General features: G+C 64.7%; 25 protein-coding genes and 1 tRNA gene. 17 read left to right on the forward strand and 9 right to left on the reverse strand.

The features are described 5' to 3' along the window. The first annotated feature begins 98 nt into the window (after positions 1–98). Together thiL and GDN70_RS18200 are read left to right on the forward strand one after the other, a co-directional pair. The gene (gene thiL, locus GDN70_RS18195) at positions 99–1,097 is read left to right on the forward strand and encodes a thiamine-phosphate kinase (protein ID WP_152102860.1); all 999 of its coding nucleotides are present in this window, start codon (positions 99–101) and stop codon (positions 1,095–1,097) included. Positions 1,098–1,331: 234 nt separating this feature from the next. After that, a complete protein-coding gene (locus GDN70_RS18200) occupies positions 1,332–3,452 on the forward strand; it encodes a sodium-translocating pyrophosphatase (protein ID WP_028144407.1) in 2,121 nt (706 codons plus the stop codon). Between the two features lie 165 nt (positions 3,453–3,617). On the opposite strand, the gene GDN70_RS18205 is transcribed toward GDN70_RS18200, so the two are convergent. Next, a complete protein-coding gene (locus tag GDN70_RS18205) occupies positions 3,618–4,616 on the reverse strand; it encodes a tripartite tricarboxylate transporter substrate binding protein (RefSeq protein WP_028141387.1) in 999 nt (332 codons plus the stop codon). A gap of 216 nt (positions 4,617–4,832) precedes the next feature. Next, positions 4,833–5,318: an outer membrane protein assembly factor BamE gene (locus tag GDN70_RS18210; RefSeq protein ID WP_018320052.1), complete on the reverse strand. Its 486-nt coding sequence runs from the start codon at positions 5,316–5,318 to the stop codon at positions 4,833–4,835. A 98-nt stretch (positions 5,319–5,416) separates the two neighbouring features. On the opposite strand from GDN70_RS18210, the gene GDN70_RS18215 reads away from it, so the two are divergent. The 8 genes from GDN70_RS18215 to GDN70_RS18250 all read left to right on the forward strand — a co-directional run bounded on the left by GDN70_RS18215 (position 5,417) and on the right by GDN70_RS18250 (position 11,178). After that, entirely contained in the window at positions 5,417–5,965 is a 549-nt protein-coding gene (locus tag GDN70_RS18215) for a ubiquinol-cytochrome C chaperone family protein (RefSeq protein ID WP_038948792.1), read from the forward strand. Next, the gene (locus GDN70_RS18220) at positions 5,962–6,525 is read left to right on the forward strand and encodes a DUF177 domain-containing protein (RefSeq protein ID WP_038973492.1); all 564 of its coding nucleotides are present in this window, start codon (positions 5,962–5,964) and stop codon (positions 6,523–6,525) included. The genes GDN70_RS18215 and GDN70_RS18220 overlap by 4 nt, the downstream gene beginning before the upstream one ends. Before the next feature lie 299 nt (positions 6,526–6,824). Next, positions 6,825–7,886, forward strand: coding sequence for a phosphate acyltransferase PlsX (plsX, locus tag GDN70_RS18225; RefSeq protein ID WP_028141390.1), 1,062 nt, complete (start codon positions 6,825–6,827; stop codon positions 7,884–7,886). After that, positions 7,883–8,863: a beta-ketoacyl-ACP synthase III gene (locus tag GDN70_RS18230; RefSeq protein WP_028141391.1), complete on the forward strand. Its 981-nt coding sequence runs from the start codon at positions 7,883–7,885 to the stop codon at positions 8,861–8,863. The genes plsX and GDN70_RS18230 overlap by 4 nt, the downstream gene beginning before the upstream one ends. Before the next feature lie 134 nt (positions 8,864–8,997). Continuing rightward, positions 8,998–9,339, forward strand: coding sequence for an integration host factor subunit alpha (locus tag GDN70_RS18235; RefSeq protein WP_028141392.1), 342 nt, complete (start codon positions 8,998–9,000; stop codon positions 9,337–9,339). 24 nt (positions 9,340–9,363) lie between these two features. After that, on the forward strand, positions 9,364–9,948 hold the full coding sequence (locus GDN70_RS18240) for a MerR family transcriptional regulator (protein WP_152102861.1): 585 nt from the start codon (positions 9,364–9,366) through the stop codon (positions 9,946–9,948). 128 nt (positions 9,949–10,076) lie between these two features. Then, a tRNA-Pro gene (locus GDN70_RS18245) sits at positions 10,077–10,154 on the forward strand. Between the two features lie 157 nt (positions 10,155–10,311). Beyond that, positions 10,312–11,178, forward strand: coding sequence for an outer membrane protein (locus GDN70_RS18250; protein ID WP_240536536.1), 867 nt, complete (start codon positions 10,312–10,314; stop codon positions 11,176–11,178). Positions 11,179–11,207: 29 nt separating this feature from the next. On the opposite strand, the gene GDN70_RS18255 is transcribed toward GDN70_RS18250, so the two are convergent. Continuing rightward, positions 11,208–11,831 carry a TetR/AcrR family transcriptional regulator gene (locus GDN70_RS18255; protein ID WP_038948786.1) on the reverse strand — a complete coding sequence of 208 codons (624 nt, stop codon included), beginning with the start codon at positions 11,829–11,831 and terminating at the stop codon, positions 11,208–11,210. A 120-nt stretch (positions 11,832–11,951) separates the two neighbouring features. On the opposite strand from GDN70_RS18255, the gene GDN70_RS18260 reads away from it, so the two are divergent. Then, the gene (locus GDN70_RS18260) at positions 11,952–12,926 is read left to right on the forward strand and encodes an alpha/beta fold hydrolase (protein ID WP_038948785.1); all 975 of its coding nucleotides are present in this window, start codon (positions 11,952–11,954) and stop codon (positions 12,924–12,926) included. Positions 12,927–13,046: 120 nt separating this feature from the next. On the opposite strand, the gene GDN70_RS18265 is transcribed toward GDN70_RS18260, so the two are convergent. Beyond that, positions 13,047–13,286, reverse strand: coding sequence for a hypothetical protein (locus tag GDN70_RS18265; RefSeq protein ID WP_007611067.1), 240 nt, complete (start codon positions 13,284–13,286; stop codon positions 13,047–13,049). Between the two features lie 613 nt (positions 13,287–13,899). On the opposite strand from GDN70_RS18265, the gene GDN70_RS18270 reads away from it, so the two are divergent. Continuing rightward, positions 13,900–14,871 carry an SDR family NAD(P)-dependent oxidoreductase gene (locus tag GDN70_RS18270; RefSeq protein WP_028141397.1) on the forward strand — a complete coding sequence of 324 codons (972 nt, stop codon included), beginning with the start codon at positions 13,900–13,902 and terminating at the stop codon, positions 14,869–14,871. Positions 14,872–15,122: 251 nt separating this feature from the next. After that, on the forward strand, positions 15,123–16,238 hold the full coding sequence (locus GDN70_RS18275) for a S9 family peptidase (RefSeq protein ID WP_028141398.1): 1,116 nt from the start codon (positions 15,123–15,125) through the stop codon (positions 16,236–16,238). Positions 16,239–16,349: 111 nt separating this feature from the next. On the opposite strand, the gene GDN70_RS18280 is transcribed toward GDN70_RS18275, so the two are convergent. After that, positions 16,350–16,856: a MarR family winged helix-turn-helix transcriptional regulator gene (locus tag GDN70_RS18280; RefSeq protein WP_026202299.1), complete on the reverse strand. Its 507-nt coding sequence runs from the start codon at positions 16,854–16,856 to the stop codon at positions 16,350–16,352. A 402-nt stretch (positions 16,857–17,258) separates the two neighbouring features. On the opposite strand from GDN70_RS18280, the gene GDN70_RS18285 reads away from it, so the two are divergent. After that, the gene (locus tag GDN70_RS18285; RefSeq protein WP_028141399.1) at positions 17,259–18,815 is read left to right on the forward strand and encodes a porin; all 1,557 of its coding nucleotides are present in this window, start codon (positions 17,259–17,261) and stop codon (positions 18,813–18,815) included. Positions 18,816–19,136: 321 nt separating this feature from the next. On the opposite strand, the gene GDN70_RS18290 is transcribed toward GDN70_RS18285, so the two are convergent. The 3 genes from GDN70_RS18290 to GDN70_RS18300 form a co-directional block, all read right to left on the reverse strand. Beyond that, a complete protein-coding gene (locus GDN70_RS18290) occupies positions 19,137–19,679 on the reverse strand; it encodes a GcrA family cell cycle regulator (protein ID WP_038948779.1) in 543 nt (180 codons plus the stop codon). A gap of 73 nt (positions 19,680–19,752) precedes the next feature. Further along, entirely contained in the window at positions 19,753–19,950 is a 198-nt protein-coding gene (locus tag GDN70_RS18295; protein ID WP_007603456.1) for a hypothetical protein, read from the reverse strand. A gap of 200 nt (positions 19,951–20,150) precedes the next feature. Next, positions 20,151–21,092, reverse strand: a complete 942-nt coding sequence (locus GDN70_RS18300; protein ID WP_038948778.1) for an acetamidase/formamidase family protein — start codon at positions 21,090–21,092, stop codon at positions 20,151–20,153. A gap of 167 nt (positions 21,093–21,259) precedes the next feature. Here GDN70_RS18300 and GDN70_RS18305 point away from each other — a divergent pair, with 167 nt between their 5' ends. Genes GDN70_RS18305 through GDN70_RS18315 form a run of 3 tightly spaced genes read left to right on the forward strand, consistent with a single transcriptional unit; the run spans position 21,260 to position 24,054 of the window. After that, positions 21,260–22,027, forward strand: coding sequence for a YdcF family protein (locus GDN70_RS18305; RefSeq protein ID WP_038973482.1), 768 nt, complete (start codon positions 21,260–21,262; stop codon positions 22,025–22,027). A 56-nt stretch (positions 22,028–22,083) separates the two neighbouring features. After that, entirely contained in the window at positions 22,084–22,866 is a 783-nt protein-coding gene (locus GDN70_RS18310) for a DUF169 domain-containing protein (RefSeq protein ID WP_152102862.1), read from the forward strand. 9 nt (positions 22,867–22,875) lie between these two features. After that, positions 22,876–24,054, forward strand: a complete 1,179-nt coding sequence (locus GDN70_RS18315) for a trans-acting enoyl reductase family protein (RefSeq protein WP_038948775.1) — start codon at positions 22,876–22,878, stop codon at positions 24,052–24,054. A gap of 82 nt (positions 24,055–24,136) precedes the next feature. On the opposite strand, the gene GDN70_RS18320 is transcribed toward GDN70_RS18315, so the two are convergent. Further along, positions 24,137–25,333, reverse strand: a complete 1,197-nt coding sequence (locus GDN70_RS18320; RefSeq protein WP_152102863.1) for an FAD-dependent monooxygenase — start codon at positions 25,331–25,333, stop codon at positions 24,137–24,139. Between the last annotated feature and the right edge of the window lie 111 nt (positions 25,334–25,444).

Consider the following 25,444-nt stretch of genomic DNA (forward strand, 5'->3'; position numbering starts at 1 on the left):
TGATTGATAATCGGCTTCGCGGCGTACTGGATCGCCCGGTCCTGGTGCGCAAGTGCGCACTGGCTGGGCGATGACAGCGAAGTTTGAGGCCGGCGCCGATGACGAACACGCAAAACCCCTCCGCCGAAGACTCCCTCATCGCGCGCTATTTCAAGCCGCTGGCGACCGATCCCGGCGCGTTCGGTCTGGTCGATGACGCGGCGGTGCTGTCGTCGTCCGGCGACGACATCGTCGTCACCACCGACGCCGTCGTCGAAGGCGTGCACTATCTTGCCACCGATCCCCCTGACACCATCGCGCGCAAGGCGCTGCGGGTGAACCTGTCCGATCTCGCCGCCAAGGGCGCGACGCCTGCAGGATTCGTGCTGACGCTGGCGCTGCGCAGCAGGGAGGATGCCTGGCTCGGGCCCTTCGCGGACGCGCTGGGCGAGGACGCAAAAGAATTCGCCTGTCCGCTGCTCGGTGGTGACACGGTGTCGACGCCGGGTCCGCAGATGATCTCGATCACCGCCTTCGGCCGCGTGCCGCAGGGGCGGATGGTCGGCCGGACCGGCGCGAGGCCAGGCGATCGCATCCTGGTGACCGGCACGATCGGCGACGCTGCGCTCGGCCTCGACGTGCTCACGGGCGGTGCCGCCGCGGCAGCGCTCGCGACCGATTCCGCTGCAAGGGAAGCCCTGGTCTCCCGCTATCGCGTGCCGCAGCCGCGCAACCCGCTGGCATGGGCCGTGCGCGATCAGGCGACCGCGGCGATGGACGTCTCCGATGGGCTCGCCGGCGATCTGACCAAACTCTGCGCAGCATCCGGGGTCTCGGCCATGGTCGACGTGGCAAGCGTGCCGCTCTCGGCCGCGGCAGCAAGCCTGATTGCCCACAACGTCGTTTGCGTCGAGACGCTGCTTGCGGGGGGCGACGATTACGAGGTGCTGTGCACCGTCCCGCCCGCGCAGGCCGATGCGCTGATTGCCGCGGGGCGGGCGGCCGGTCTTGCCGTCACCGCGATCGGCACGATCGTCGCGGGCAAGCAGGGGCCGCGCTTCCTGGACGGGCAGGGCCAGGACTTGGTCTTGAGGCGGCTGTCCTACAGCCACTTCTAGGAATTGCTCCAAACCGGCATCTTAGTTCGCTGCACTTGGTCTAAATACCTGCCGAGATCGGCGTTTTCGGCCTTATCCGGCGTTGCACCCTCAATTTGATTTTGGCAAGCTTGCGACCGACTAAGGCCGCCCCTTTTGGGCAGGGGGCGGCTTTGTTCGAAATCAAGGCGCCGCACCGCTCGACGGACAACAAAAGGCGCCGGGGGTACATCAAGGATCTGAGGCAAAAATCACATGACAGCATTATGGTTGATAGTGCTCTGCGGAGTGCTTTCCGTCGTCTACGCGATTTGGGCGACGTCTTCGGTGTTAAGTGCGGATGCGGGGTCGCCGCGCATGCAGGAGATCGCGGGGGCGGTCGCTGAGGGTGCACAGGCGTATCTGCGGCGCCAGTACACGACGATCGGCATCGTCGGCGTGGTCATCTTCCTCTTGCTTGTCTATTTCCTCGGAATCTACGTCGCCATCGGCTTTCTGATCGGCGCCGTCCTGTCGGGGGCGGCCGGCTTCATCGGCATGAATGTCTCGGTCCGCGCCAATGTGCGGACCGCCCAGGCGGCGACCACCTCGCTCGCCGGCGGCCTCGAGCTAGCCTTCAAGGCGGGCGCGATCACCGGCATGCTGGTGGCAGGTCTCGCATTGCTCGGGGTGACGCTCTATTTCGGCTTCCTGGTGCATTCGCTGAAGCTTGCGCCTGACAGCCGCACCGTCATCGACGCCATGGTGGCGCTCGGCTTCGGCGCCTCGCTGATCTCGATCTTCGCCCGTCTCGGCGGCGGCATCTTCACCAAGGGTGCGGACGTCGGCGGCGACCTCGTCGGCAAGGTCGAGGCCGGCATTCCCGAGGACGATCCGCGCAACCCGGCCACCATCGCCGACAACGTCGGCGACAATGTCGGCGACTGCGCCGGCATGGCCGCCGATTTGTTCGAGACCTATGCGGTGACCGCGGTCGCCACCATGGTGCTCGCCGCGATCTTCTTCGCCAAGACGCCGATCCTCGCCAACATGATGACGCTGCCGCTCGCGATCGGCGGCATCTGCATCATCACCTCGATCATCGGCACCTTCTTCGTCAAGCTCGGGCCGAGCCAGTCGATCATGGGTGCGCTGTACAAGGGCCTGATCGCAACCGGCGTCCTGTCGCTGATCGGCATCGCCGGCGTGATCTACAGCCTGATCGGCTTCGGCAAGCTCGATGGCGTCGACTATACCGGCATGGCGCTGTTCCAATGCGGCGTGGTCGGCCTCATCGTCACCGCGCTGATCATCTGGATCACCGAATACTACACCGGAACCGACTATCGTCCGGTGAAGTCGATCGCCCAGGCCTCGGTGACCGGCCACGGCACCAACGTGATCCAGGGCCTTGCCGTCTCGATGGAGGCGACCGCGCTCCCCGCGATCGTGATCATCGCCGGCATCCTGGTCACCTATAGCCTCGCCGGCCTGTTCGGCATCGCGATCGCGACCGCCACCATGCTGGCGCTGGCCGGCATGGTCGTCGCGCTCGACGCGTTCGGCCCGGTGACGGACAACGCGGGCGGCATCGCCGAGATGGCGGGCCTGCCGAAGGAGGTGCGCAAGTCGACCGATGCGCTCGACGCGGTCGGCAACACCACCAAGGCGGTCACCAAGGGCTACGCGATCGGCTCGGCCGGTCTCGGTGCCCTCGTGCTGTTTGCGGCCTACAACCAGGACCTCAAGTTCTTCGTTGCAGACTCCGCGCACCATCCCTACTTCGCCGGCGTCAATCCGGACTTCTCGCTCAACAACCCGTATGTGGTGGTGGGCCTGCTGTTCGGCGGCCTGTTGCCGTATCTGTTCGGCGCGATGGGCATGACCGCGGTGGGCCGTGCCGCGGGTGCGATCGTCGAGGAGGTCCGGCGCCAGTTCCGCGAGAAGCCGGGCATCATGCAGGGCACCGACAAGCCGGATTACGGCAAGGCGGTCGACCTGCTGACCCGGGCGGCGATCAAGGAGATGATCATCCCCTCGCTGCTCCCGGTGCTGTCACCGATCGTCGTCTACTTCCTGATCTACGCGATCGCGGGCGGCGGCGCGGCCGGCAAGTCGGCGGCGTTCTCCGCCGTGGGTGCCATGCTGCTCGGCGTCATCGTGACGGGCCTGTTCGTCGCGATCTCCATGACCTCGGGCGGCGGCGCCTGGGACAACGCCAAGAAGTACATCGAGGACGGTCATTTCGGCGGCAAGGGCTCTGACGCCCACAAGTCGGCGGTGACCGGCGACACCGTCGGCGATCCCTACAAGGACACGGCGGGTCCCGCGGTGAACCCGATGATCAAGATCACCAACATCGTGGCCCTGCTGCTGCTGGCGATCCTGGCGCACTGAGCGGCGCAGACGAGACAAGACAAACCCCGCGGCGCGAGCCGCGGGGTTTTTGTTTGTCGTGACAGTGCGTAGGGCGGATTAGCGAAGCGTAATCCGCCGCCGCCCAAACTGCATCGAAGGCGGATTACGCTTTCGCTAATCCGCCCTACAGATCGCGGCCGTGCGTCACTGCACGTCCATCTGCAGCCCTTCCTTCTGGATGATGCCGGCGAACTTCTTCGTCTCGGCATCCACGAAGGCGGCGAACTGCTCGGGCGTGCCGTAATCGGCGCGGGCGCCCATGGCGGCGATCTGCTTCTTGATGTCGTCGCGCTCCAGCATCGCCTTGACCTGGAGATTGAGCGCGCTCAGCACCTCGGGCGAGACGCCCTTCGGCAGGAAGACCGAGAACCACGACGAGACGTCGAAATTCGCCAGCTCCGGTGCGCTCTCGCGCATGGTCGGCAGGTCTTTCGCAAGGTCGCTGCGCTCGGTGGTGGTGACGCAGAGGCCGTTGAGCGTGCCGTTCTGCACCTGCGGCAGGCTCGGATAGAGATTGTCGAACAGGATCTGGATGTCGCCCGCCAGTGCAGCTTGAAGCGCGGGGCCCGCACCGCGGAACGGGATGTGCGTCATCTTGAGGCCGGTGAGCTGGAGGAACCAGGCGCCGGTGAGGTGAGGGCTCTGGCCGACGCCGGAGGAGGCGTAGCTGAGCTTGTCCGGATTGGCCTTGAGATAGGCGATCAGCTCGGCGACCGACTTGATGCCGGTCTTCGGATGCGCCGACACGATGTTCGGGATCCGGATCATGTTGGAGACCGGCTGGAGCTGGTCCGGCTTGTAGGTCAGATTCTTGAAGATGCTGTAGGCGATCGCGTTCGGACCGGGATTGCCGACCAGGATGGTGTGGCCGTCGGGCTTGGCACGAACCACCTCGGCGGTGCCGATCGTGCCGCCGCCGCCCGAGCGGTTTTCCACGACAGCCGACTGGCCCCAGGCGGTTTGCAGATGCGCGGCCAGGAGCCGGCCCAACACGTCGGTCGAGCCGCCGGCCGCAGCCGGCACGACGAGGCGGACGTTTTCGGTCGGCTTCCAGTCCGCAAGGCTCGATCGCGGCAGGATCGCTGCGGCCGAAAGGCCGGCCATTCCGGTGAGCACGCGACGTCGGGACAAAGTCTTAGGCACGAATCCACTCCCTGCTTTCTTTGCAGGGAGGGTAGGAAACCGCAGGTGCGACGGCAAGTCGCGCGCGGCGGTCAGTGCCGCGTGGACGGCGGCACGACGCCGCAGGCGAGGGCCATATACCTTCCGGCGGAATTGGAAGGCGTTCTGGGTGCTTGTCTTGAAGCGTTTTCCTGATGCGAGCCGGTCCCCGGCTTCACCCGAAAACGCTTCGGGGACTCAGTTGAAGCTGAGCAGCTTGAACAGCGGCGTGAGGTAGCTCATCTCCTGGCCCGACGTCGGCGTGGTGCGGCTGATGAAGTCGAAGATCTTGCCGTCCTGCAGACCGTAATTCGCGAGACGCCGCACGCGCCGGTTCTTGTCGAAATAGATCGCGATGACGCGCTGATCGACCACCTTCTGGTTCATGAAGGCGACCATGCGCTCCGAGCGCTGCGAGATGTAGTAGAACACCTCGCCGTCGAGGGTCGCGACCGTGGAGGGCGTGCCCATCACGATCAGCACCTGGTCCTGGCTCGCGCCGATCGGAATCTGCTCCAGCGCGCCGGGCGGCAGGATGTAACCCTTCTGGAATTGCTCGCCGGTGCAGCCCGTGAGCGCGGCGCCGACCAGGGCGACGGCGGCGAGCATGCGCAAGCCGCGCCAGCGAGCATGAAGGCCGCGCCGCTTGTCCGCGCGCAGGCTGATCTGGTTCGTTGTCGTCATAGCGGAACTGATTCCGTCCCCTTGCGTCGCGCGAGGCGCTGAAGTACCGGGCTGGGCGTCTGAATGCAACTCGCGCGCGCCCGCTTGCGGAAATCACAATGCTTTGGCCGTTCAATCACTTCAGGAAACCCCGGCTAACCCCGTCGGGCACCATTGAAGCCATCTATGGCATGATCGTGACGCAGGCGCGAGAACCCATATTTTACCGCGACTTGGGCGTGCCCGATACGGTTAACGGGCGTTTCGACCTGTTGCTGCTGCATCTGTGGCTGCTGCTGCGGCGCCTGCGCACGGTTCAGGGCGCCACCGAGCTGTCGCAGGCGCTGTTCGATCGCTTCTGCGAGGACATGGACGACAATCTGCGCGAGATGGGGGTGGGCGACCAGACCGTGCCGAAGCGGATGCGGGCCTTCGGCGAGGCGTTTTACGGCCGCGTCCAGGCCTATGACCAGGCCATCGAGGCCGGCGAGGCCCTGGCAGAGGCGATCCGCAAGAATATCTTGAACGGGACCGACCTGGACCAGGCGAGGCGGCTTGCGGCCTATGCGCGGGTCACCGAGGCCGATCTCGGCCGGGCCGACGAGGCCGCGCTGCTGCGCGCCTCCTTCAGGTTTCCTCCAGCGCTTCCCGAGGGCGACAAGCCATGAGCCGACCAAATACCGAGCCAGATCCCTGGCGGGTCCCGATCATCGTTGCGCAAATCCCCGACACCGGCCTGCACCGCAAGCTCGAGGCCTCGGCCGCCGAGCGGCAGGCGATGGCCGGGCTTGCGGGCCTCCGCGAAGTCCTGTCGGCCGAGGCCGAGTTCGACGTGGTGCCCAGGAGCGGCGGCCGGATCCAGGTGACCGGCAGCGTCCGGGCCCGAATCGGCCAGACCTGCGTGGTCACGCTCGATCCGATCGAAAGCGAGATCGAGGAGGAGGTGGACCTGATGTTCGCCCCCGAGGCCGAGGCGCGGCGTCTCGCCGACCTGATCGCGGAGGGGCAGGACGAGGAGGCACCGTCTGAGGTCGCCGACCCGCCCGAGGCGATCGTGGGTGGCATCATCGACCTCGGCCGGCTCGCCACCGACGCCCTGTTCCTGGCGATCGATCCCTATCCGCGCAAGGAGGGGGTCGTGTTCGAGGCGGAGGTCACCGCCCCCGACCCGGAGGACCATCCATTCGCAGCCCTGAAGGCGCTCCAGGACAACAAGAAGGGCCGATAGCCGGGCATTTCCCCGCGGGATCGTCTTGCGGGGGTGCGCCAGGCATTTGCCGGGATGGTTTCAAAGCGCTCTTTATCTGACTGATTTCAGTGTGTTTCTTGCAAATTTCGCGGTTCGCGGCCGGATCGCCCCGGATGCAAAAGCCTGGGGGCAAGAGGTTGTTTCGGGGTAACAAAACGCTATTGTCGCGCCCCGGCCCGGGTGCGGCGTGGCGCTTGGCCGGCCGCCATGTCCGTGGCGAACTCATTTTGCGGTCCCGCTGATCCAAGACCGCACCAGACCAGGTTTCCAGGACTTTTATGCCAAGCAAGGTTCGCATCGCGCTGGACGCCATGGGGGGCGACGCCGGCGCCGCCGTGGTCATTCCCGGCGCCGCCATCTCGCTTCAGAGGCATCGCGAGACCGAGTTCCTGCTGGTCGGGGACCGCGCCAAGATCGAGCCCGAGCTCGAGAAGCATCCGGCCCTCAAGGCCGCTTCGACGATCATCCACACCGACGTGGCCGTCAGCGGCTCGGACAAGCCGAGCCAGGCGCTGCGGCGCGGCCGCAAGACCTCCTCGATGTGGCTCGCCATCGATGCCGTGAAGAAGGGCGAGGCGGATGTCGCGGTCTCCGCCGGCAATACCGGCGCGCTGATGGCGATGTCGCGCTTCCACCTGCGCACGCTGAAGGGGATCGATCGCCCGGCGATCACGGGCGTTTGGCCGACCAGGCGCGGCGATTCCATCGTGCTCGACCTCGGCGCCACCATCGGCGGCGACGCGCACCATCTGGTGTCGCTCGCGGTGATGGGCGCGGCGATGGCGAGCGTGCTGTTCGACAGGAAGCGCCCCACGGTCGGGCTGCTCAATATCGGGGCCGAAGAGATCAAGGGGCACGAGGAGATCCGCGAGGCAAGCGAGATCCTGCGTGCCAGGAACCTGCCGGAGCTCGACTATATCGGCTTCGTCGAGGGCGACGGCATCGGCAAGGGGCTGGCCGACGTCATCGTGACCGAAGGTTTCAGCGGCAACATCGCGCTCAAGGCCGCCGAGGGAACCGCGCGGCAGATGGCGGACTTACTCCGCAACGAGATGCAGCGGAGCTGGCTGTCGAAGCTCGGCTATCTCTTTGCACGCAGCGCCTTCCAGGCCCTGCGCGACAAGATGGACCCGAACAAGTCCAATGGCGGCGTGTTCCTGGGTTTGAACGGATTAGTGGTCAAGAGCCACGGCGGAACCAGCGCCGAAGGCTTTGCCTATGCGATCGATGTTGGCTATGAGATGGCTCACTACGATCTCCTGAACAAGATCAATCAGATGCTCAACCGCGAGGGTGGTGCACTCAATTCCGTGCAGGCCGCGCAGGAGGCTGTTTCGTGACTCAAATTCGTTCGGTCGTGCTCGGCTGCGGCTCCTATCTGCCGGAGCAGGTGGTGACCAACGCCCAATTGGCGGCGCGTATCGACACCTCCGACGAGTGGATCGTGCAGCGCACCGGCATTCGCGAGCGCCACATCGCGGCCGAGGGCGAGTTCACCTCGCATTTGGCGATCAAGGCGGCGCAGGCCGCGCTGACCGATGCCGGCATGGACGCGCAGTCGATCGACCTGATCGTGCTCGCGACCTCGACGCCGGACAACACCTTCCCCGCGACGGCGGTCGCCGTGCAGCACGGACTCGGTATCACCCACGGCGCGGCCTTCGACCTCCAGGCGGTATGCTCGGGCTTCGTGTTCGCGCTCGCCACGGCCGACAATTTCCTGCGCACCGGCGCCTTCAAGCGCGCGCTGGTGATCGGCGCCGAGACCTTCTCGCGCATCCTCGACTGGAACGACCGCGGCACCTGCGTGCTGTTCGGCGACGGCGCCGGCGCGGTGGTGCTGGAGGCGCAGGAGCAGCCGGGCAAGGCCGCGACCGATCGCGGCATCGTCACCACGCATCTGCGCTCCGACGGCCGCCACAAGGCAAAGCTGTTCGTCGACGGCGGACCGTCCTCGACCCAGACCGTCGGCCATCTGCGCATGGAGGGCCGCGAGGTCTTCAAGCATGCGGTCGGCATGATCACCGACGTCATCGTCGACGCCTTCCAGGCCACCGGGCTCAATGCCGAGACCATCGACTGGTTCGTGCCGCACCAGGCCAACAAGCGAATCATCGACGCCTCCGCCCACAAGCTCCACATCGCGCCGGAGAAGGTGGTGCTGACCGTGGACCGTCACGGCAACACCTCGGCCGCCTCGATTCCGCTGGCGCTGTCGGTGGCCCGCAGGGACGGCCGTATCAAGAAGGGCGATATGGTCCTGCTGGAGGCCATGGGCGGCGGCTTCACCTGGGGCTCCGCGCTCGTGCGCTGGTAGAGCCACAGTCGATAAAATTTTGCCGGATTTTGCCGCGATTATCGATGCGTCTGCATTGATGAGCGCTGTTGACCGCCGTATCGTAACCTCATAATTTCAGACAACAATTGTTCGCCGTGATGTGGGGCAGGGCGATGACCGATCAAAGTAAAACCGTAACGCGTGTCGACCTGTGCGAAGCCGTCTACCAGAAGGTGGGCCTGTCGCGCACGGAATCGTCCGCTTTCGTGGAACTCGTGCTGAAGGAGATCACCGACTGCCTGGAAAAGGGCGAGACGGTGAAACTGTCCTCGTTCGGGTCCTTCATGGTCCGCAAAAAGGGTCAGCGCATCGGCCGCAACCCGAAGACCGGCACCGAGGTGCCGATCTCGCCGCGCCGTGTCATGGTGTTCAAGCCGTCGGCGATCCTGAAGCAGCGGATCAACGGCCAGCACCGCGCCAACGGTGACGCCAGCAAGGCTCAACAAGAGGCGTAACGCCTTCGGCAAAGGATTTGGCATTTGGACAAGGCGCCGGATGCGTTCCGAACCATCAGCGAAGTAGCGCAGGAACTCGACATTCCGCAGCACGTGCTGCGGTTCTGGGAGACCCGATTCTCCCAGATCAAGCCGATGAAGCGCAGCGGCGGCCGCCGCTATTACCGCCCCGACGATGTCGACCTGCTCAAGGGCATCCGCCGGCTGCTCTACGGCGAGGGCTACACCATCCGCGGGGTGCAGCGGATCCTGAAGGAGCACGGCGTCAAATCGGTGCAGGGCCTCGCCGACAGCGCCGCCGCGGTCTCGTTCGGCGCCATCGAGGACGCCATCGGCGCCAGCCTGATGGAGCCCGAGGACGAGGAGGCGCCCATCAAGGGCGTCGCCGACAGCGACGATGACGACTACCAGGGGGACGAAGAGGAAGGCATCGACTTCCGCTTCACCGAGGTCGACGACGAGGAAATCCTGACCACCTTCCGCAAGGGCGGCACGACGGCCGCAGCCCCGGCCGGCCCCAGTGCGCTGGACCGGGAGCGCCTCGGACGCGTCCTCGCCGACCTCGTCGCCTGCCGCGAAATGCTGGATCAGGTGCTGAAGGACGGGTGAAGGGCGGGTTCAGTCGGCTTTGCCGGCAGTTCCGGGCGCTTGGGCTCCGAGCCCATGGAGGGAGAGGCACCAAAATGCTGCGGCCTCGCCTTGCGCATCGCGCCGATCCTAGCTAATGGAACGACGTTCGGAGCGTGGCGCAGCCCGGTTAGCGCACTAGTCTGGGAGACTAGGGGTCGGAGGTTCAAATCCTCTCGCTCCGACCATTTCAAAGAATCAAATTTTCGGGCGGGCTACCGCGGGCCGCACGTTTGCGGTTGCAACGTTCCGCGAGTGTTGCCTTGACGTCACAGCGTGCAGCGTCAACATGATTTAAGAGTTTCGGGCGCGTTGGAATCGCGGAGGGGGCGTCCCGTGAGAAGAGTGCTGGCTGCTGTAGCAGTCTTGGCGAGTGTCGCGTCGGGGGCGGAAGCTGCTGACCAAAGCCCTTCACTTTTCACGAAAGCGCGCACAGCTGACCCCAGCCCGAGCTGGACGGGATTTTATATAGGCGGCAACGTTGGCGGCGCATGGGCAAACCGGTCCGTGGGTTTTACGAGTGACGCCGCTTCCGCTTTCCTTTTCAATCCCGGAGTTCCGCTTGTAGCTCCGTTTGCGGGGCAGGTTGCTCTCAGCGCTCACGATTTTTCGATGAATGGTGTAACGGGAGGTTTGCAGGCGGGCTACAATTGGCAGCTGGGTGGCAAATGGCTCGTCGGCGTTGAAGGCGACTTGAGCGCATCCAGTTTGCGCGGAAGCGGTCGCGAAACCGCGCCGATTCTGCCCCCAGCTTTCACACAGACCATCTCGGCCGAGCAAAAGATTGACTGGTGGGGGAGTATTCGTGGGCGCTTTGGGGCGCTGGTCTCGCCTAGCGTTCTTCTGTATGGGACCGGCGGCTTCGCTTTTGGTCGGGTGGCGACATTTGACGACTACATCGTAAACGGACCGCCTGGAGGCTTCAGTATCTCCGTCAGCGGCACTTCATTTGCTTGTACAACGGGATTGACGTGCTTCACGGGGAGCAATTCCCGCATTCAGACCGGCTGGACGTTGGGTGGAGGCGGCGAATGGCGCTTTGCGCCTCGTTGGAGCTTCAAGGCCGAATATCTTTACGTTGACCTCGGCAAATCGTCAGTGACGGCCAACGCACTCGCAACGGGTATTGGTCCGAACCTGTCCAGATACACTGCGAATTTCGGCCGGGCGGATTTCCACGTGGCGCGAGTGGGCGTGAACTATCACTTTTGAGCTTTGGAGCAGATCTCCGTAAGGGCCGCCTACCTCAAATACCCCACCACCATCCGCGTCGTCTCGTCCACCAGCGTCCGCACCATCTTCTCCGACAGCATCTCGGCGCCGTGCAGCACCGTGTTGTGCGCGATCGCTTCGATCGCGCTGACGCAGATGAAGGTTGCGACATCGAGATCGACCTTGCGCATCTCCTTGCGGCGGCTTTCGAGATAGGCGCGCACTAACGTTTGGATCTCTCGGTTGTAAGCTTCGACGTCTTTGAGCTGGCCGGTGCGTGGGATCTGCTCGGCGAGGACGCGGTGTAGCTTCGGATTGATGCGGTGGGCGTCGATCGCGACGGTGACGAGTTTTCGCACCGCCTTGTCGATCGGCAGATCGGCGACTTCAACGAGCGCGGCGCGGACGATGCCCATGATCTCGTCGTTGTGACGGTCGATCACGGCGGCGACGAGCGCTTCCTTGCTTGGAAAATACTGGTAGAGCGAACCGACGCTGACGCCGGCGATTTCGGCGATGCGGTTGGTGCTGGCCTTCTCAAAACCTTCGCGGACCAGAATGCGAGCGGTCGCCTCGACCAGAGCGTCGATGGTGGCGCGTGATCGCGCCTGCGAGGCATTTTTCCGGGGTTTTGTCGGCGGTTGGCGAGCCACGATCTTGTGATCCGAATGCGAGTAGGAAAAGCGAGCGAATACTCGCATTATATCGGCAGGTGGCGGTGGGTCGGCAAGCCCCTTGTCGCCGTTTCGAAAGTGCCAGATGGGGATGTGGCCATGAGCGTTGCCAGACTAGTGTCGGCCTTGCAGTTCTGCCCGGGCGGTTGCGTGTTCGGTCCACCGGCCCGGCGCGATCCCGCCCCAAGCCTGCAAAGTCGCGTCTTCAACATGCTGCTCGCCCTGCTGCCCTACAAGCAGCAGCTGGCATCAATCGAAGCCGTGCAGGCGCATGTGCAGAAGCTCGCCTTGCAGCCGGCCTCTTACGAGCCGACGGGCCTGGGGCGCGGCGTCGAGGCGACGCTGACCAAGATGGGCGGCTGGCCGGTCTATTACACCGCGCCGTCGTCGGGCTTTGAGGACTGCAACTACGTCATGTTCCTGCACGGCGGCGGCTTCATCAACGAGATCGCGCCGGCGCATTGGCGCTTCGTCGGCGAGATGACGCGCAAGGCGCGCGTGTCGTGCGTTGTGCCGATCTATCCGCTGGCGCCGCGCGCGACTGCCAAGGACGTCGTGCCGGCGACGGGCGAGCTGTTGCGCATGCTGCTGGAAGACGCCGGACCCGCAAAGGTCACGGTGGTCGGCAATTCGGCCGGCGCTGGCCTCGCGCTCGCCGCGTGCCAATGGCTGCGCGATCGCGGTCATCGACAGCCGGCGCGGCTGGTGCTGATCTCGCCCGCGGCAGATGCGTCGGTCAGCCGTCCCGAGCAAATCGAGATCGCCGCGCGCGATCCGATCCAGGACATTCCGGGGATCGTCGAGGCCGGGCGGCTCTATGCCGGCGAGCTCGATGTCGGCCATCCCTTCGTCAGTCCGCTCAACGGCGCCTTCCGCTTCCTGGCGCCGATGACGATCTTCGCTGGGACTCGCGATCTGCTCTATCCCGACAGCGTCGATCTCGCCGAGCGGGCGAGGGCGGTGGGCGTGCCGGTCGAGCTGCATCTGCTGCGTGACCAGCCACACAACTACGCGCTGATGCCGACGCCGGAAGGGCGCAAGGCGCGTGCGCTCATCATGCGCATGGTGGCTTAGGGGGACGGTGTGACCGTGGTCACAGGGCGCGCCGCCTCGATGGGGCTGGCGCTGACGGTGCTCGCGCGGAGGGCACGGCGGCCCCCGGGCGTTTCCTCGGATCAGTAGTTTTGCGGGGCCTTAGGCGTGGCCCTTGATCTCGTAATGGCCGGGCACGCATTTGTACCGATCCAGGCGCCAATTGGCGTGATAGATCGGATGCTCGCCCATCCATTTCGCGAGCGGCGCCTGTGCGCCGATCGCACATTGCATCATCGACATCTCGGGCGTCATGTTGCTGTCGGTCACGATTTCCTCGATGCAACTGCCTGAGCTGGCTGCACTCAGCCGGCAGAGCACGGCAACGACGGTCACGAACATTCCTGTCACCTCATCGGTAGTTTCAGACCACGAAGAGGATGCAAGCGGAGTGCCAGAGCCTGTGACACGCAAACAACACGCTGGCCTGGCCGACTCGACCCAGCGTCCGGAGTCCATTTGATGATTCGGATTGTAAAAAAAATGCCCATAAACCGAAGCCGGACAAATACGGGAACCGGGCATTTTTGCCCGACTGTGGCGGCAGCGACGCGGGCGCTCTCTCGCAACGGCCGGGCTATCGCGTGTGCTTCCTGGCGATGGCCGAGCAAGCGCCTCGTCCTTCGAGACGACCGCTGCGCGGTCTCCTCCGGATGAGGCTGATGAACATCGGTGCTCGTTGAAGGTGCTGCCACGCACCGAGTCCTCATCCTGAGGGCCCGCCAACGGCGGGCGTCTCGAAGGATGTGCCGCGGGCGAGGCTGCCTCACATGCACGGACCGCGTGGCAACAGCATCGGAACGGCCAATAGTCCGCGCGCCGAAATAACTGATGCTGAAGATTGCCTCGCCGATCCGCTTTCATTTGCGGATGCGGCGCTGCTACATTTCGTGCGCGCTCCAGTGAGTGCGCGATGACGAAGAAACATACCGACAAGGGAGGGGCCGAAAGTCCCATGAAGGATTTCGCAGGAAAGATCGCAGTCATCACCGGCGGCGGCACGGGAATGGGGCGCGAGCTCGCGCGGCAACTCGTCGCCGAAGGCTGCAATGTCGCGATGTGCGACGTCTCGGAGGCCGCGATGGCGGAGACCAAGCGACTCTGCGAGATCGAGAAGCTGCCGCAGGGCCTGCGCGTCACGACGCATGTCGCGGACGTCTCGATCGAGGATCATCTGAAGCGCTTTCGCGACGAGCTCGCCGAGCAGCAGAAGACCGACAGGATCCACCTGCTGTTCAACAATGCCGGCATCGGCGGCGGCGGCAGCCTGTTCACCAACACGCGCGAGCAGTGGGAGCGCACTTTCAACATCTGCTGGGGCGGCGTCTATCTCGGCGTGCGCACTTTCCTGCCGATGCTGGTCGCGGCGGACGAGGCCCACATCGTCAACACCGCGAGCGTCAACGGCTTCTGGGCCTCGATCGGCATGGGCCAGGCGCACACCGCCTACAGCTCGGCCAAGTTCGCGGTGAAGGGATTTACCGAAGCGTTGATCAACGACCTCCGCCTGCATGCGCCGCACGTCAAATGCTCGGTGGTGATGCCCGGTCACATCGGCACCTCGATCGTCTCCAACTCGCGCAAGGTGCAGAGCGCCGACGGATCGGAGCGACTCAATGCCGACGAGGTCGCGCTGACCCGCAAGCGGATGGTCACGGCCGGCGTGCCGGATGCCGACAAGATGTCGGACGAGGACATCCAGGCGGCGTTCGCCGAACGCGCCCGCAGCTTCCTGGAGGATGCGCCGACCACGGCTGCGCAAGCCGCGAAGATCATTCTCGACGGGGTCAAGGCGGAGCGCTGGCGCATCCTCGTCGGCGAGGACGCTGAGCGACTCGACGAACGCGTGCGCGCCACGCCGGAGCAGGCCTATGACCGCGCCTTCTACGAAAGCTTTACGCAGGAGGTCGGCTGGCGGCTCGGTTGAGACCGCCTCGAAAGGCGTGCCGATATAGGTATGATAATCATCATGGCAAGAGGCGCGCAGGTAATTGTACGTGCCACCTCCTGCCAATGTTCGTCGCCTCATGACGAATTGGAATGTCACGCATGCGAGGGGGCCGTTTCGTTCAAGCGATGGTGATCTCGAACGGCTCTCATTCGGTGCACGGCTGCTTGGTCGGTAAACTGAAATAGTTTACTCAATCGGGGATAACGCGATGATAGAGCGTAGCTCCGATGATTCCCGCATGCCTCTCCGACGACTGGATCCTTTGCCCGGAGCGGGAGGACATCTCCGCTGAATTTACGCGGCTCTTGACCGCGGCCCAGGAGGGCGGCGCCACGATCGCCGAATGCCTGATGATCGCGCGGCAGCTGAAGCGCGGTGACGACCGGTCCTGGCATCGCGAGTGGAAGAAGCTGGCGCAGGCCAATCGGCAGCGCGCCGAGGCCGCGTTCGCGGAAGGCCACATGGCGAGCGCGCAGCGCAACTGGCTGCGCGCCATGAACTACTACGGTGCGGCGGCGATGCCGCTCGACCCGGCCGACGAGCGCCGCTGGGTTGCGGTGCTCGCGATGCAGGAATGCGCACGCCGCTATCTCGCGGCGCGCGGGCCCGCCGGCGAAGTCGTGACCATCCCCTGGCTCGACGGACATGCGTTGCAGGGCTACTTCGTTCCCGCGCCGACGGGAAGCGGACGGGCTCCGACCGTGATCTGCATCGGCGAGCCCGGCCATCGCAAGGAGGAATTCCTGTTCAAGCTCGTGCCGCATGCGCGCGAGCGTGGATTCTCGATGCTGGCGCTCGATTTGCTCGGCGACCAGCGCGACGACTATCTCGACGCGCTGTTGCGGCGCCGGGATCTCGAGAGCGCAATTCCCGGCGTCATGGACTATCTGGAGACGCGCGGCGACATCGATTTCGCCCGGGTCGGGATCATCGCTGACGGCTGGGGCTCGTCCTTCGTGGCGCGCGCGGTGTTGCAGGAGCCGCGGCTCGCCGCCGCCGTCTGCGACGGCGGCCTGTGGGACCTGCACGAGCGGGCCTTCTTTGCCAGCCGATTCGCGATGAGCGATGTCAGCATCGTGCCGGTGCCGCATGCGCCGCTGATGGCCTCCAGCGCCGACTGCCCGGTGCTGATCACGCTCGGCGAGGACGGCTGGCTCAAGGCCGACCGGGCGCGTCAGATCGTCGAGAACTCCCGGCTCGCCAGTTCGGATGTCATGCTGAAGGTGTTCAGCGCGGCCGAGACCGGCGCGGCGCAGGCCCATGCGGACAATCCGAGCCTTGCCAACGAATACATCTTCGACTGGCTCGAATCGCGGCTCGGCACCGCCGCGCGGCGGATCTGAGCGCGGGGCCCTAAAGCATGATCCGGAAAAGTGCGCAGCGGTTTTCCGAAAAGATCATGCTTAAACAACAACCTGAAGCGCGATGACGATTCATCCTGATCGCATCGCGCTTTAGAAGTCGAGTGAGATCCGGACGCAGGCTTTCTGGAGGCGGTTCTTCAGCGTCGCGAGCTTGCCGGTGAATTCCGTCAATTCGTTCTCGTCGAACTCCTGGAAGACGAATTCGCGGATCGTCTTGTACTGCTCGTTGAGGCTTGCGATGTGCTTCTGGGTCTTGTCGGTCAGGGACAGCCGGACCACCCTGGCGTCGGTCGGCGAGGGGCGACGGCGGAGCAGGCCCTTCTTTTCGAGCAGCTTGGACTGGGTGGTGACGAAGGACGGATCCACGTGGAGGAGCTTGGAGACCACGTTGACCGGAATGCCGTCGTCCTTGTCGAGGTCGGAGATGGCCATCAGGATCAGCCATTGCGGGCCGCTGATGCCGAGCGTCTTCGCCCAGAACTGACGCAGTTCCTCCAGATACATGTTGATCGACGATATCTCCCAGGTGAAGCGCCTGATGATATCCAGGTTGCCGATCGAGCGCAGGCGCGCTCCTTCTTTCCTCGTCGCGGACACAGCGTCACTCCCGTGAACCGATTGTTCAGGCCGGTGTTCGTGGAGGGCCATAGTCCACGCAAGCCTGCTCTGACGCAAGTGCAGGGCAGGGTAATTTCGTCACTAAAACTACAAAGATGATCAGCTCAGCGATCGGCTTGGTCCCGGTGTTGCGCGCGGGGCACAGGCTTAGCGAAAACCGGAAAGCTGACTTAATAAAGTATTTTGATTAGCGAACGACGCAGGCATATTGGTGCGCGACGGTGGGGGGTACTCGATCGTCCCGTTGCAGGTGGTTCGCTGACGTTGCTCGCGTCGAAAGCGGGTGTGTCCGAAAGCGGCCGAGCGGATTGATAGAGACGGGGATCTTGGGGGGCCTCACGGTCCGGTCTCCGTAAAATGAGCAACTTGGAGGTTTTTAAGATGAAAGTGGTGAAGAGCCTTTTGCTCGGCACTGCGGCGGGTCTGATCGCCGTCGGTGGAGCCCAGGCGGCCGATCTTCCGGTCAAGGCCAAGGCAGTCGAGTACGTCAAGATCTGCACGCTGTACGGCGCGGGCTTCTACTACATCCCGGGCAGCGACACCTGCATCAAGCTCGGCGGCTATGTGCGTGCCGAAGTGGCGCTCAACGCCGGCGGCAATTACAGCGCCCAGTACAACGGCGTGTTCGCGGCCAACAACCGCCTCACCAACTACTACTCGATGCGCGCTCGTGAAGACCTCAACATCGACACGCGCACCGCGACCGAGTACGGCGTGGTCCGCACCTATTTCGACGCGGTCTTCACCTGGACGACCGGCAGCTATGGCGGGACCGGTTCGGGCACGGGTGCGACCCAGTACAGCGGCACGATCGGCCTCAACGCGGCCGGCACCGGCCTCACCGGCTCGAGCGGCGGCAACATCAACGGCACCGACGGCAATCTCTCCGGCGGCGCGCTCGGCGTCTACTACGCCTTCGTCCAGTTCGCCGGCTTCACCATGGGTAAGGCCGTGTCGCAGTTCGACGCGCCCTGGATCAACTATCCCGGCAACAATTTCGACCAGCTCGTCGGCGGCAGCGGCACCACCAACGGCGTGACCCAGTTCACCTACACCGCCGACTTCGGCCAGGGTGTGACGGCCGCGTTCTCGGCGCAGGACCAGACGCAGGTCTTCCAGACCAACATCTGGAACACGGCGGGCATGTCGACCACCGGCGTTCTCGGCGGTGCCTACGGCTCGAACGACATCGGCGGCACCCGCTCGCCCGACCTCGTCGCCATGGTTCGCGTCGACCAGGCCTGGGGCCTGTTCCAGGCGTCGGTCGCCGCGCATGACAACCATGTCGGCTATTACGGTGCGACCGAAGCCACCGGTCATCCCGAAGACAAATGGGGCTGGGCCGTTCAGCTCGCGTTGGGCATCAAGAACATCCCGACCGGTGCCGGCGACGTGATCAACATCTCGGGCGTCTACACCGAAGGCGCGAGCCGCTACAACTTCCAGGAGCTGGCCGCGACCAGCTACTCGATGTTCGGCAGCTCGAACGCCGCCTATCAGAGCATCGGCTTCGCCGGCGTGTCCGATGCGGTGTTCGGACCGGGCGGCCAGCTCGAGCTGACCAAGACCTACGGCTTCCGGGGTGCCTTCACCCACAACTGGAGCCCGTACTGGAACACGGCGCTGTACGGCGCGTGGGCTGCGGTCAATTACAGCGGCACGGCGAAGAGCATGATCTGCGGCAGCGCGGCGTTCGCCACCCTGACCGGCTCCTGCAACCCGGACTTCAACATCGGCCAGGTCGGCGTCATCACCCGCTGGACGCCGGTGAAGAACCTGACCTTCTCGGCTGACTTCACCTACAGCCATCTCGACCAGAAGTATTCGGGCGTGATCACGACCGGAGCACTGACGGGCGTCGCCAAGCCGGCGGCGACCTACGAGCTCAAGGACCAGGACACCTACAGCATGCTGCTGCGCGCCCAGCGCAACTGGTAAGCTCGAGGTCTTCTCCGATCCGACACGGCCCCGGCGGGACACCGCCGGGGCTTTTTTTGTGGGAGCCTTCGGAAATCCGAATGGCCCGTGCGGAAGGCGAAGACGAGCTATGCGATTCCGTCGGCCCCGATTTATTTACTTACATGAGTTACTAAGCTATATATCTCGCAGCCAAATACGAAAGTTGCGGCTCTTAGCTTCATGCTAAGCCTCCAGAAACCTCCGGCGATGCCCCGCCGGAGGTTTTTCGTTTTTGGGAGGCACAGCGTTTTCGAGCGAAGTGGATACCGGTTCGCGTCAAGAGAACGCGTCAAACAGATGCTAGCCGCGCATCACGCGGGCGCGTGAGTTCGGCCGGTAGGCGAGGCGGCTATGGCCGGCGCAATAGGGCTGAGCGTCGGGCGCGGCGTTGCCGCAGAAGCAGAAATCCTCGGCGCCCGGCGTCGAGATCGGCCAGCGGCAGCGGTTCTCGGCCAGCTCCATCAGCGAGCAGCGATTGGCGTCGTCGATCGGACCTGTGGCCACGGGTGCGTCGGTTTCGCCATAGATCGTGGCGAGCATCTCATATTGCAGCCGCGGCACGGCTCTCGGCGCCCGCGCCGGCCTGTCCTGAACCTTGCGCTCGTCGATGGTGCGGCCGCGCGTGAGATTGAGGCGGGACAGCTTGCCGATCACCGCGTTGCGGCTGACGCCGATGTCGGCGGCGATCTCGCGGCAGGAGAGGCCGGCCTCGAAATGCCGCTTCAGAAGTTCGATGCGCTCGTCGGTCCAGGTTTTCGAGGAATAAGTCCTCGCGGAATAAGTGCTTGAGGAAGACGTCGGCGCAGGACAGGTCGATGAAGACGTTGGTGAGAGAACAGGCATGTGTCACGGTCCCAGGTTGCAGATGTGGCCATCCGCCTTGCCGAGATCCGTCCGCCTCGCATTCGGCGCGCGCTCACGTCCTGCCATTGTCGCGAATCGACAAAAGCCCGTCCTTGATGGCGAGACGGATGCCTTCCTCGATCAGGGTACGTGCGACGCCGGGAACGCTGGTGCCGTGGGTGCCCTGTCTCACCAGCTTCTCCAAATAGGTGATGGTCGAGAGCGCCAAGGTTACGGGAATACGGTCAGTCTCGGCTTTTTCGGTGGCCATGGCGCGAACGCTAGCCTCTTACTCGGGTACATAAAAGTAACGATTAAGACTCTATTTAGGTTCGGGGGTGGAAGTCAAATGCAGGCTGAGCTTGATGCTCAGAACGTTGGAATCGCACGGGAAATTAGACGCGGCGAGGCGCGCCGCGCGGGAGTCCCGGCGGCGGCGTGGCGTCGACAGGTCAGGAGGTGCGGGCCGGCTCAGCCGTGCACGATCGCCTTTTCGATCATGCAATGGATGCCCTTGGCGCCGTTGACGGTCTGGGTCACCCTGAGATCTGCGGCCAGGCTGCACAACGTGTAGGCATCCTCGCGCGACAGGTTTCGCCGCTCGCCGAGCAGCGCGATCATGCCCCGCAGCGCGCGTACGACGCACTGGTCGAGGTCGGGATCCATCGCCATGGTCATGTAGTGGGTCGCCGTCTCGGCGCGGGGATAGTCGAACTTCAGGTCCTTGCGCAGCGTCAGGCGGAAGCGGCCCTGCAGCGCGGTCTCGATCGCGGTGACGCACACCTCGCCGTCGCCCTGCACGCCGTGGCCGTCGCCACAGGAGAACATCGCGCCCGGCACGAACACCGGCAAATAGAGCGTCGCGCCGGCGCCGAGCTCCTTGTTGTCGAGATTGCCGCCCATGGCGCGCGGGATCAGCGAGGAGATGCGGCCCCAGCCAGGGGGCGGCGACACGCCCATCACGCCGAAAAACGGCTTGAGCGGCAGGTCGAGGCCCCACGGCATGCGGCCGGTCATCCGCGTCCGGTCGAGCGGGATGTTCAGGATGCGGGTCTCGTGGAAATCGTCGGGCAGGGTGCCGGACAGTGGCTTGATCATGTTCCAGCCCCAGTCCTGCCGGAGCTGGACGTCGAGGATCTCGACCGCGAGCACGTCGCCGGGCTCGGCGCCTTCGACCGCGATCGGGCCGGTGAGAATGTGGCCGGGCAGCATGCGCTCGTTGTTGGCGTGAACCTCGAACATCTCGGGGGGAATGTGAAACTTGTCGCGGTCGGGCAGCATGTCGGGGCCGCCGCTGATGGTGTCGACCGTCACCTCGTCGCCGCTTTTGATCGTCAGCACGGGCTTGAGCGCGGCTTCGAAGAAGCCCCAATGGCAGGTTTTGGGGCTGGAATGCAGGTGGTGATGGGTCATGTGCCGCGTCCGGTCGCTTTCATCAGGCCGGGCTTGACCCGGCGATCGATCCTCTTTCAAGAAGATTTCTGAAGATCGCCGGGCAGGTCAAGCCCCGCGCGGACCGGCCAGTTCATTCCAGCGAGGCTCCCCTGTTTTTCGTCCTTTCCAAGACGCTTGGCACCGCGTTGCTGCCGATCAACTTCATGGTCGAGCTCGGCATCCTGTCGCTGGTGCTGATGGCGACGCGCTTTGCCGCGCTCGGCCGCAAGCTTGCCGTGACCACGCTGGTGCTGCTGGCGCTGGCGGCGTTCTCGCCGCTCGGCAATCTCCTGATCTATCCGCTGGAGTCGCGCTTTCCGGCGTGGGACCCTGCGCGCGGCGCGCCCAACGGCATCATCGTGCTCGGCGGCTCCGTCGACACCGATCTGTCGGCGGCGCACCGCACGCCCGTGGTCGCGCACGCTGCCGATCGCCTGTTTGCGCCGGCCGAGCTCGCGCGCCGCTATCCGAATGCGCGCATCGTGTTTACCGGGGGGACCGCGAACCTGGTCGCGACAGACGCGAAGGAGGCCGACTACTCCGCGCCGATCCTGGAAAATCTCGGCATACCGAAGCAGCGCCTGATCCTCGAGCGCAATTCCCGCAATACCTGGGAGAATGCGATCTTCACAAAGGAGCTGGTGGCGCCGAAGCCGGGCGAGCGCTGGCTTCTGGTGACATCGGCCTTCCACATGCCGCGCTCGATGGGGATCTTCCGCAAGGCCGGATTCGACGTCGAGGCCTATCCCGTGGACTGGCGGATGGGCGGACGTGACGATCTCTTCGCCTTCACCAATATGGGCGCGGACGGGCTGGGCCGAACCGAAGTCGCGGTGCGCGAGTGGATTGGCCTCGTGGCCTACCGTCTGATGGGCAGGACCGGCGAGTTGCTTCCGGGACCGGGCAAGGACTAGAACGAGAGCTGTAAAACAAGAACACACGGCGCACGATCGCCGGGCCGGAGGAAGCCATGCAACAGCAGAGTGCAGACAGCATCGATCTTGGCGGCCTCGTCGCCGATCTCAACAGCCTGCTGCGGCTGAAGACGACAGTGATCGGCATGAAGCTGTTCGCGCAAGCGGCAGAGATGGAGGCGATCCCGAAAATCCGGCGGCCGAATGCGATCCATACCACCGACCAGATCGTCAGCATGGCCGCGCGCCTGGGCTGGACCGTCGGCATCACGGCCGATGACCTTGTCGGCGCGCAATGCCGCGCGGTGATCGGGCTCGCGCCGCAGGACGAGAAGTGGCTCGCCGGCGAAAATTATGTCGGGGTCTGGCACGGCGCGGCGGAGGACGCGCGCAAGCGCCAGGAGGCGCTGGACGTGGTTCCGTTCGGACACTATCAGGCGCTCGCCGTCAGTCCGCTCGCCAGCGGCCGGCTCGATCCGCCCGACATCTGCCTGGTCTATGCGACGCCGGGACAGATGATCATCCTGATCAACGGGCTGCAATATACCGGCTACAAGAAGTTCGAATGGGGCGTGGTCGGAGAGACGGCTTGCGCGGATTCCTGGGGGCGGGCGCTCAAGACCGGGGAGCCCAGCCTGTCCTTGCCATGCTATGCCGAACGGCGCTATGGCGGCGTGCCGGACGAGGAGATGCTGATGGCCTTGAAGCCGTCGCATCTCGCCAAGGCAATTGAAGGCATGAAGGCGCTGGCCAGGAACGGCCTGCGCTATCCGATCCCGCCCTATGGCATTCAAAGCGACGTCCGTGCCGGCATGGGCGTGAGCTACGCGAAGAAGTAAAGGCCAGTCATGAGCTCTGCGAAATTCGACATCGTCGTCTACGGCGCGACCGGTTTCACCGGCCAGCTCGTCGCCGAGTATCTGGCGGCACATTACAAGGACGACAAGGCGCTGACATGGGCGATGGCGGGCCGCAGCCTCGACAAGCTCAAATCGGTGCGCGACGCCATCGGCGCGCCCGCGGATACGCCGCTGATCGTGGCGGATGCGTCGGACGCTGCCTCGCTGAAGGCGATGGTGGCGCAGACCAGATCGGTGATCACGACGGTCGGACCGTACCAATTCTACGGTGAAGAGCTGCTCGCAGCCTGCGTTGCACAGGGCACAGACTATTTCGATCTCTGCGGCGAGCCGGTCTGGATGCGCCAGATGATCGACAAGTACGATGCGGCGGCCAAGGCGAGCGGCGCGCGCATCGTGTTTTCCTGCGGCTATGATTCCGTGCCGTTCGAGCTCGGCACATTCTTCGTGCAGGAAGAGGCCAGGCGCGTGTTCGGCGCGCCTGCTGCGCGCGTCAAGGGCCGCGTGCGCGACATGCGCGGCACGCTGTCAGGCGGGACAGCGGCGAGCGCGAAGGCGACCTTCGATGCCGTCGCCAAGGATCTCAGCCTCGTCGCCATCCTCAACGACCATTTTGCGCTGACGCCCGGATTTACCGGTCCGAAGCAGCCGAAAGGCAACAGAGCGGCTTACGAGGAGGATCTGCAATCCTGGGCCGCGCCGTTCATGATGGCGCTGATCAACACCCGCAACGTCCATCGCTCCAACATGCTGATGGGCTTTCCCTACGGCCGCGAGTTCGTCTACGACGAGATGGTCCTGACCGGTCCCGGCGAGAAGGGCGAGGCCAACGCGAAGCGCGTGATGGCGGTCAATGCCGAGAAGACCGGGCCGAATGCGCCGAAGCCAGGCGAGGGGCCGTCGAAGGAAGAGCGCGAGAACGGTCTATTCAACCTGCTCTATGTCGCGATCGCGCCCGACGGCCGCATGGTCCGCGCCGGCGTCACCGGCGACCGCGATCCCGGCTACGGCTCGACCTCGAAGATGATCTCCGAATGCGCGATCTGCCTGCTGCGCGACGCCGCGGACGTTCCGGCCGGCTTCTGGACCCCGGGCGCAGCGATGCAGCACAAGCTGATCAAGCGGCTGCAGGATCATGCCGGGCTGAGGTTTACCGTTGAGAGCTAGCTCGGTGCCGTAGGGTGGGCAAAGGCGCAACGGGCCGTGCCCACCATTGTCCCGATTTGCCCTGCGGCAGCGTTCGTGCTGCTTACACCGCCCGCGCATCATACGCGTACATGAACTCCATGCTTTTCGATCCCAGCGGCAGCAGCCATTTCAGCATCTGATTGCGCACCCACGCGCCGGTGGCGCTGAATTCGCGCTTGCTGTTGCCGTTGCGGCGCGCCATGGCGACGATCTTCTCGGTGCGCGGGCGACGCTCGGCCTCGAAGGCCTGGAAGGTGGCGCCGAGCTCCTGGCCGTCCTGCATCAGGCGGGCAAGGCGCATCGCATCCTCGAGCGCCAGCGAGGCGCCCTGGCCGGCATGGGGGCTGGTCGCATGCGCGGCGTCCCCAATCAGCAGCGAGCGCTTGCGCGACCAGGTCGGCAGGCTCGCGACGTCGAGCGTGTCGGTGACCACGATGTTCTCGGCGGCCTCGATGATGTCGGGGATCGGGTCGTGCCAGCCGCGGTGGAAGCCGCGCAGATGCTGCTTCAGCGTCGATGGGTCGAGCGCGCGGAACATCGCGGCGTCCATGCCGTGCGCGGGCTGCGTGCTCCACCACATCACGCCGTCCGTGGGATCGGGGCTGCAATAGCCGTAGCCGAAGAAGCCGCTCTGGCCGAACGTGGTCTCGACGTGCCGGCCGATCGATCTGCCGTCGAGCACGGCGTGCGGCACGAAGCCGCCGAAGCCGATCAGTCCGGTGTTGAACGGCTGGGGTCCGTCCGGCACCACCTGCCGACGTGTGATCGAGTGCACGCCGTCGGCACCGATCAGGAAGTCGCCCTCGGCGGTGGTGCCGTCGGAGAAGTAGGCGATGATCGGCTGGTCGCCGCGATCCTCGACCTTGATCAGGCGCTTCTCGAAATAGAGCGAAACGCAGGCGCACCAGGCCTTGTCGATCAGGATTTCGTTCAGCGTGGCGCGGCAGACGTTCACCGCAGGCTGGCCGAAGCGCCGTTCCATGTCGCGGTTGATCGAACCGAGCCTCACGCCGCCTTGCGAATAGAAGTCGAAGGATTCTGCGACCGAGCCGCGGCCGATCAACTCATTCGCCAGCCCGATCTCGTCCATCACATGCATGCCGTTCGGCGCGATCTGAAGGCCGCCGCCGATGCCCTTCGAATAGGGCCAGGCCTCGAAGATCGCGGACTCGATGCCGGCGCGGCGCAGCAGGATCGCGGCCACGGGGCCGGCAATGCCGGCGCCGATGATCAGGGTCTTGCGAGGTCGATAGGACATGGCTTGCTCCCGACGTTTCCGTGGTGCTAGGAGGAATTACGGTCGCTAAATATCTTAGTTACTAAGATATATATCGCCTAAGATATGAGGTCGGCCTTGTCAAGGACGAAG

The sequence above is a fragment of the Bradyrhizobium sp. TM102 genome (assembly GCF_009176685.1).
GTDB classification, from domain to species: Bacteria; Pseudomonadota; Alphaproteobacteria; order Rhizobiales; family Xanthobacteraceae; genus Bradyrhizobium; species Bradyrhizobium ottawaense.

What these genes read in the sequence shown, in the direction of transcription:
- thiL (WP_152102860.1), top strand. Translation starts at nt 99, where the DNA reads ATGACGAACACGCAAAACCCCTCCGCCGAAGACTCCCTCATCGCGCGC.
- GDN70_RS18200 (WP_028144407.1), top strand. Translation starts at nt 1,332, where the DNA reads ATGACAGCATTATGGTTGATAGTGCTCTGCGGAGTGCTTTCCGTCGTC.
- GDN70_RS18210 (WP_018320052.1), bottom strand. Translation starts at nt 5,318, where the DNA reads ATGACGACAACGAACCAGATCAGCCTGCGCGCGGACAAGCGGCGCGGC.
- GDN70_RS18215 (WP_038948792.1), top strand. Translation starts at nt 5,417, where the DNA reads ATGCTTTGGCCGTTCAATCACTTCAGGAAACCCCGGCTAACCCCGTCG.
- GDN70_RS18220 (WP_038973492.1), top strand. Translation starts at nt 5,962, where the DNA reads ATGAGCCGACCAAATACCGAGCCAGATCCCTGGCGGGTCCCGATCATC.
- plsX (WP_028141390.1), top strand. Translation starts at nt 6,825, where the DNA reads ATGCCAAGCAAGGTTCGCATCGCGCTGGACGCCATGGGGGGCGACGCC.
- GDN70_RS18235 (WP_028141392.1), top strand. Translation starts at nt 8,998, where the DNA reads ATGACCGATCAAAGTAAAACCGTAACGCGTGTCGACCTGTGCGAAGCC.
- GDN70_RS18260 (WP_038948785.1), top strand. Translation starts at nt 11,952, where the DNA reads ATGAGCGTTGCCAGACTAGTGTCGGCCTTGCAGTTCTGCCCGGGCGGT.
- GDN70_RS18265 (WP_007611067.1), bottom strand. Translation starts at nt 13,286, where the DNA reads ATGTTCGTGACCGTCGTTGCCGTGCTCTGCCGGCTGAGTGCAGCCAGC.
- GDN70_RS18270 (WP_028141397.1), top strand. Translation starts at nt 13,900, where the DNA reads ATGAAGGATTTCGCAGGAAAGATCGCAGTCATCACCGGCGGCGGCACG.
- GDN70_RS18275 (WP_028141398.1), top strand. Translation starts at nt 15,123, where the DNA reads ATGATTCCCGCATGCCTCTCCGACGACTGGATCCTTTGCCCGGAGCGG.
- GDN70_RS18285 (WP_028141399.1), top strand. Translation starts at nt 17,259, where the DNA reads ATGAAAGTGGTGAAGAGCCTTTTGCTCGGCACTGCGGCGGGTCTGATC.
- GDN70_RS18290 (WP_038948779.1), bottom strand. Translation starts at nt 19,679, where the DNA reads ATGCCTGTTCTCTCACCAACGTCTTCATCGACCTGTCCTGCGCCGACG.
- GDN70_RS18295 (WP_007603456.1), bottom strand. Translation starts at nt 19,950, where the DNA reads ATGGCCACCGAAAAAGCCGAGACTGACCGTATTCCCGTAACCTTGGCG.
- GDN70_RS18300 (WP_038948778.1), bottom strand. Translation starts at nt 21,092, where the DNA reads ATGACCCATCACCACCTGCATTCCAGCCCCAAAACCTGCCATTGGGGC.
- GDN70_RS18310 (WP_152102862.1), top strand. Translation starts at nt 22,084, where the DNA reads ATGCAACAGCAGAGTGCAGACAGCATCGATCTTGGCGGCCTCGTCGCC.
- GDN70_RS18315 (WP_038948775.1), top strand. Translation starts at nt 22,876, where the DNA reads ATGAGCTCTGCGAAATTCGACATCGTCGTCTACGGCGCGACCGGTTTC.
- GDN70_RS18320 (WP_152102863.1), bottom strand. Translation starts at nt 25,333, where the DNA reads ATGTCCTATCGACCTCGCAAGACCCTGATCATCGGCGCCGGCATTGCC.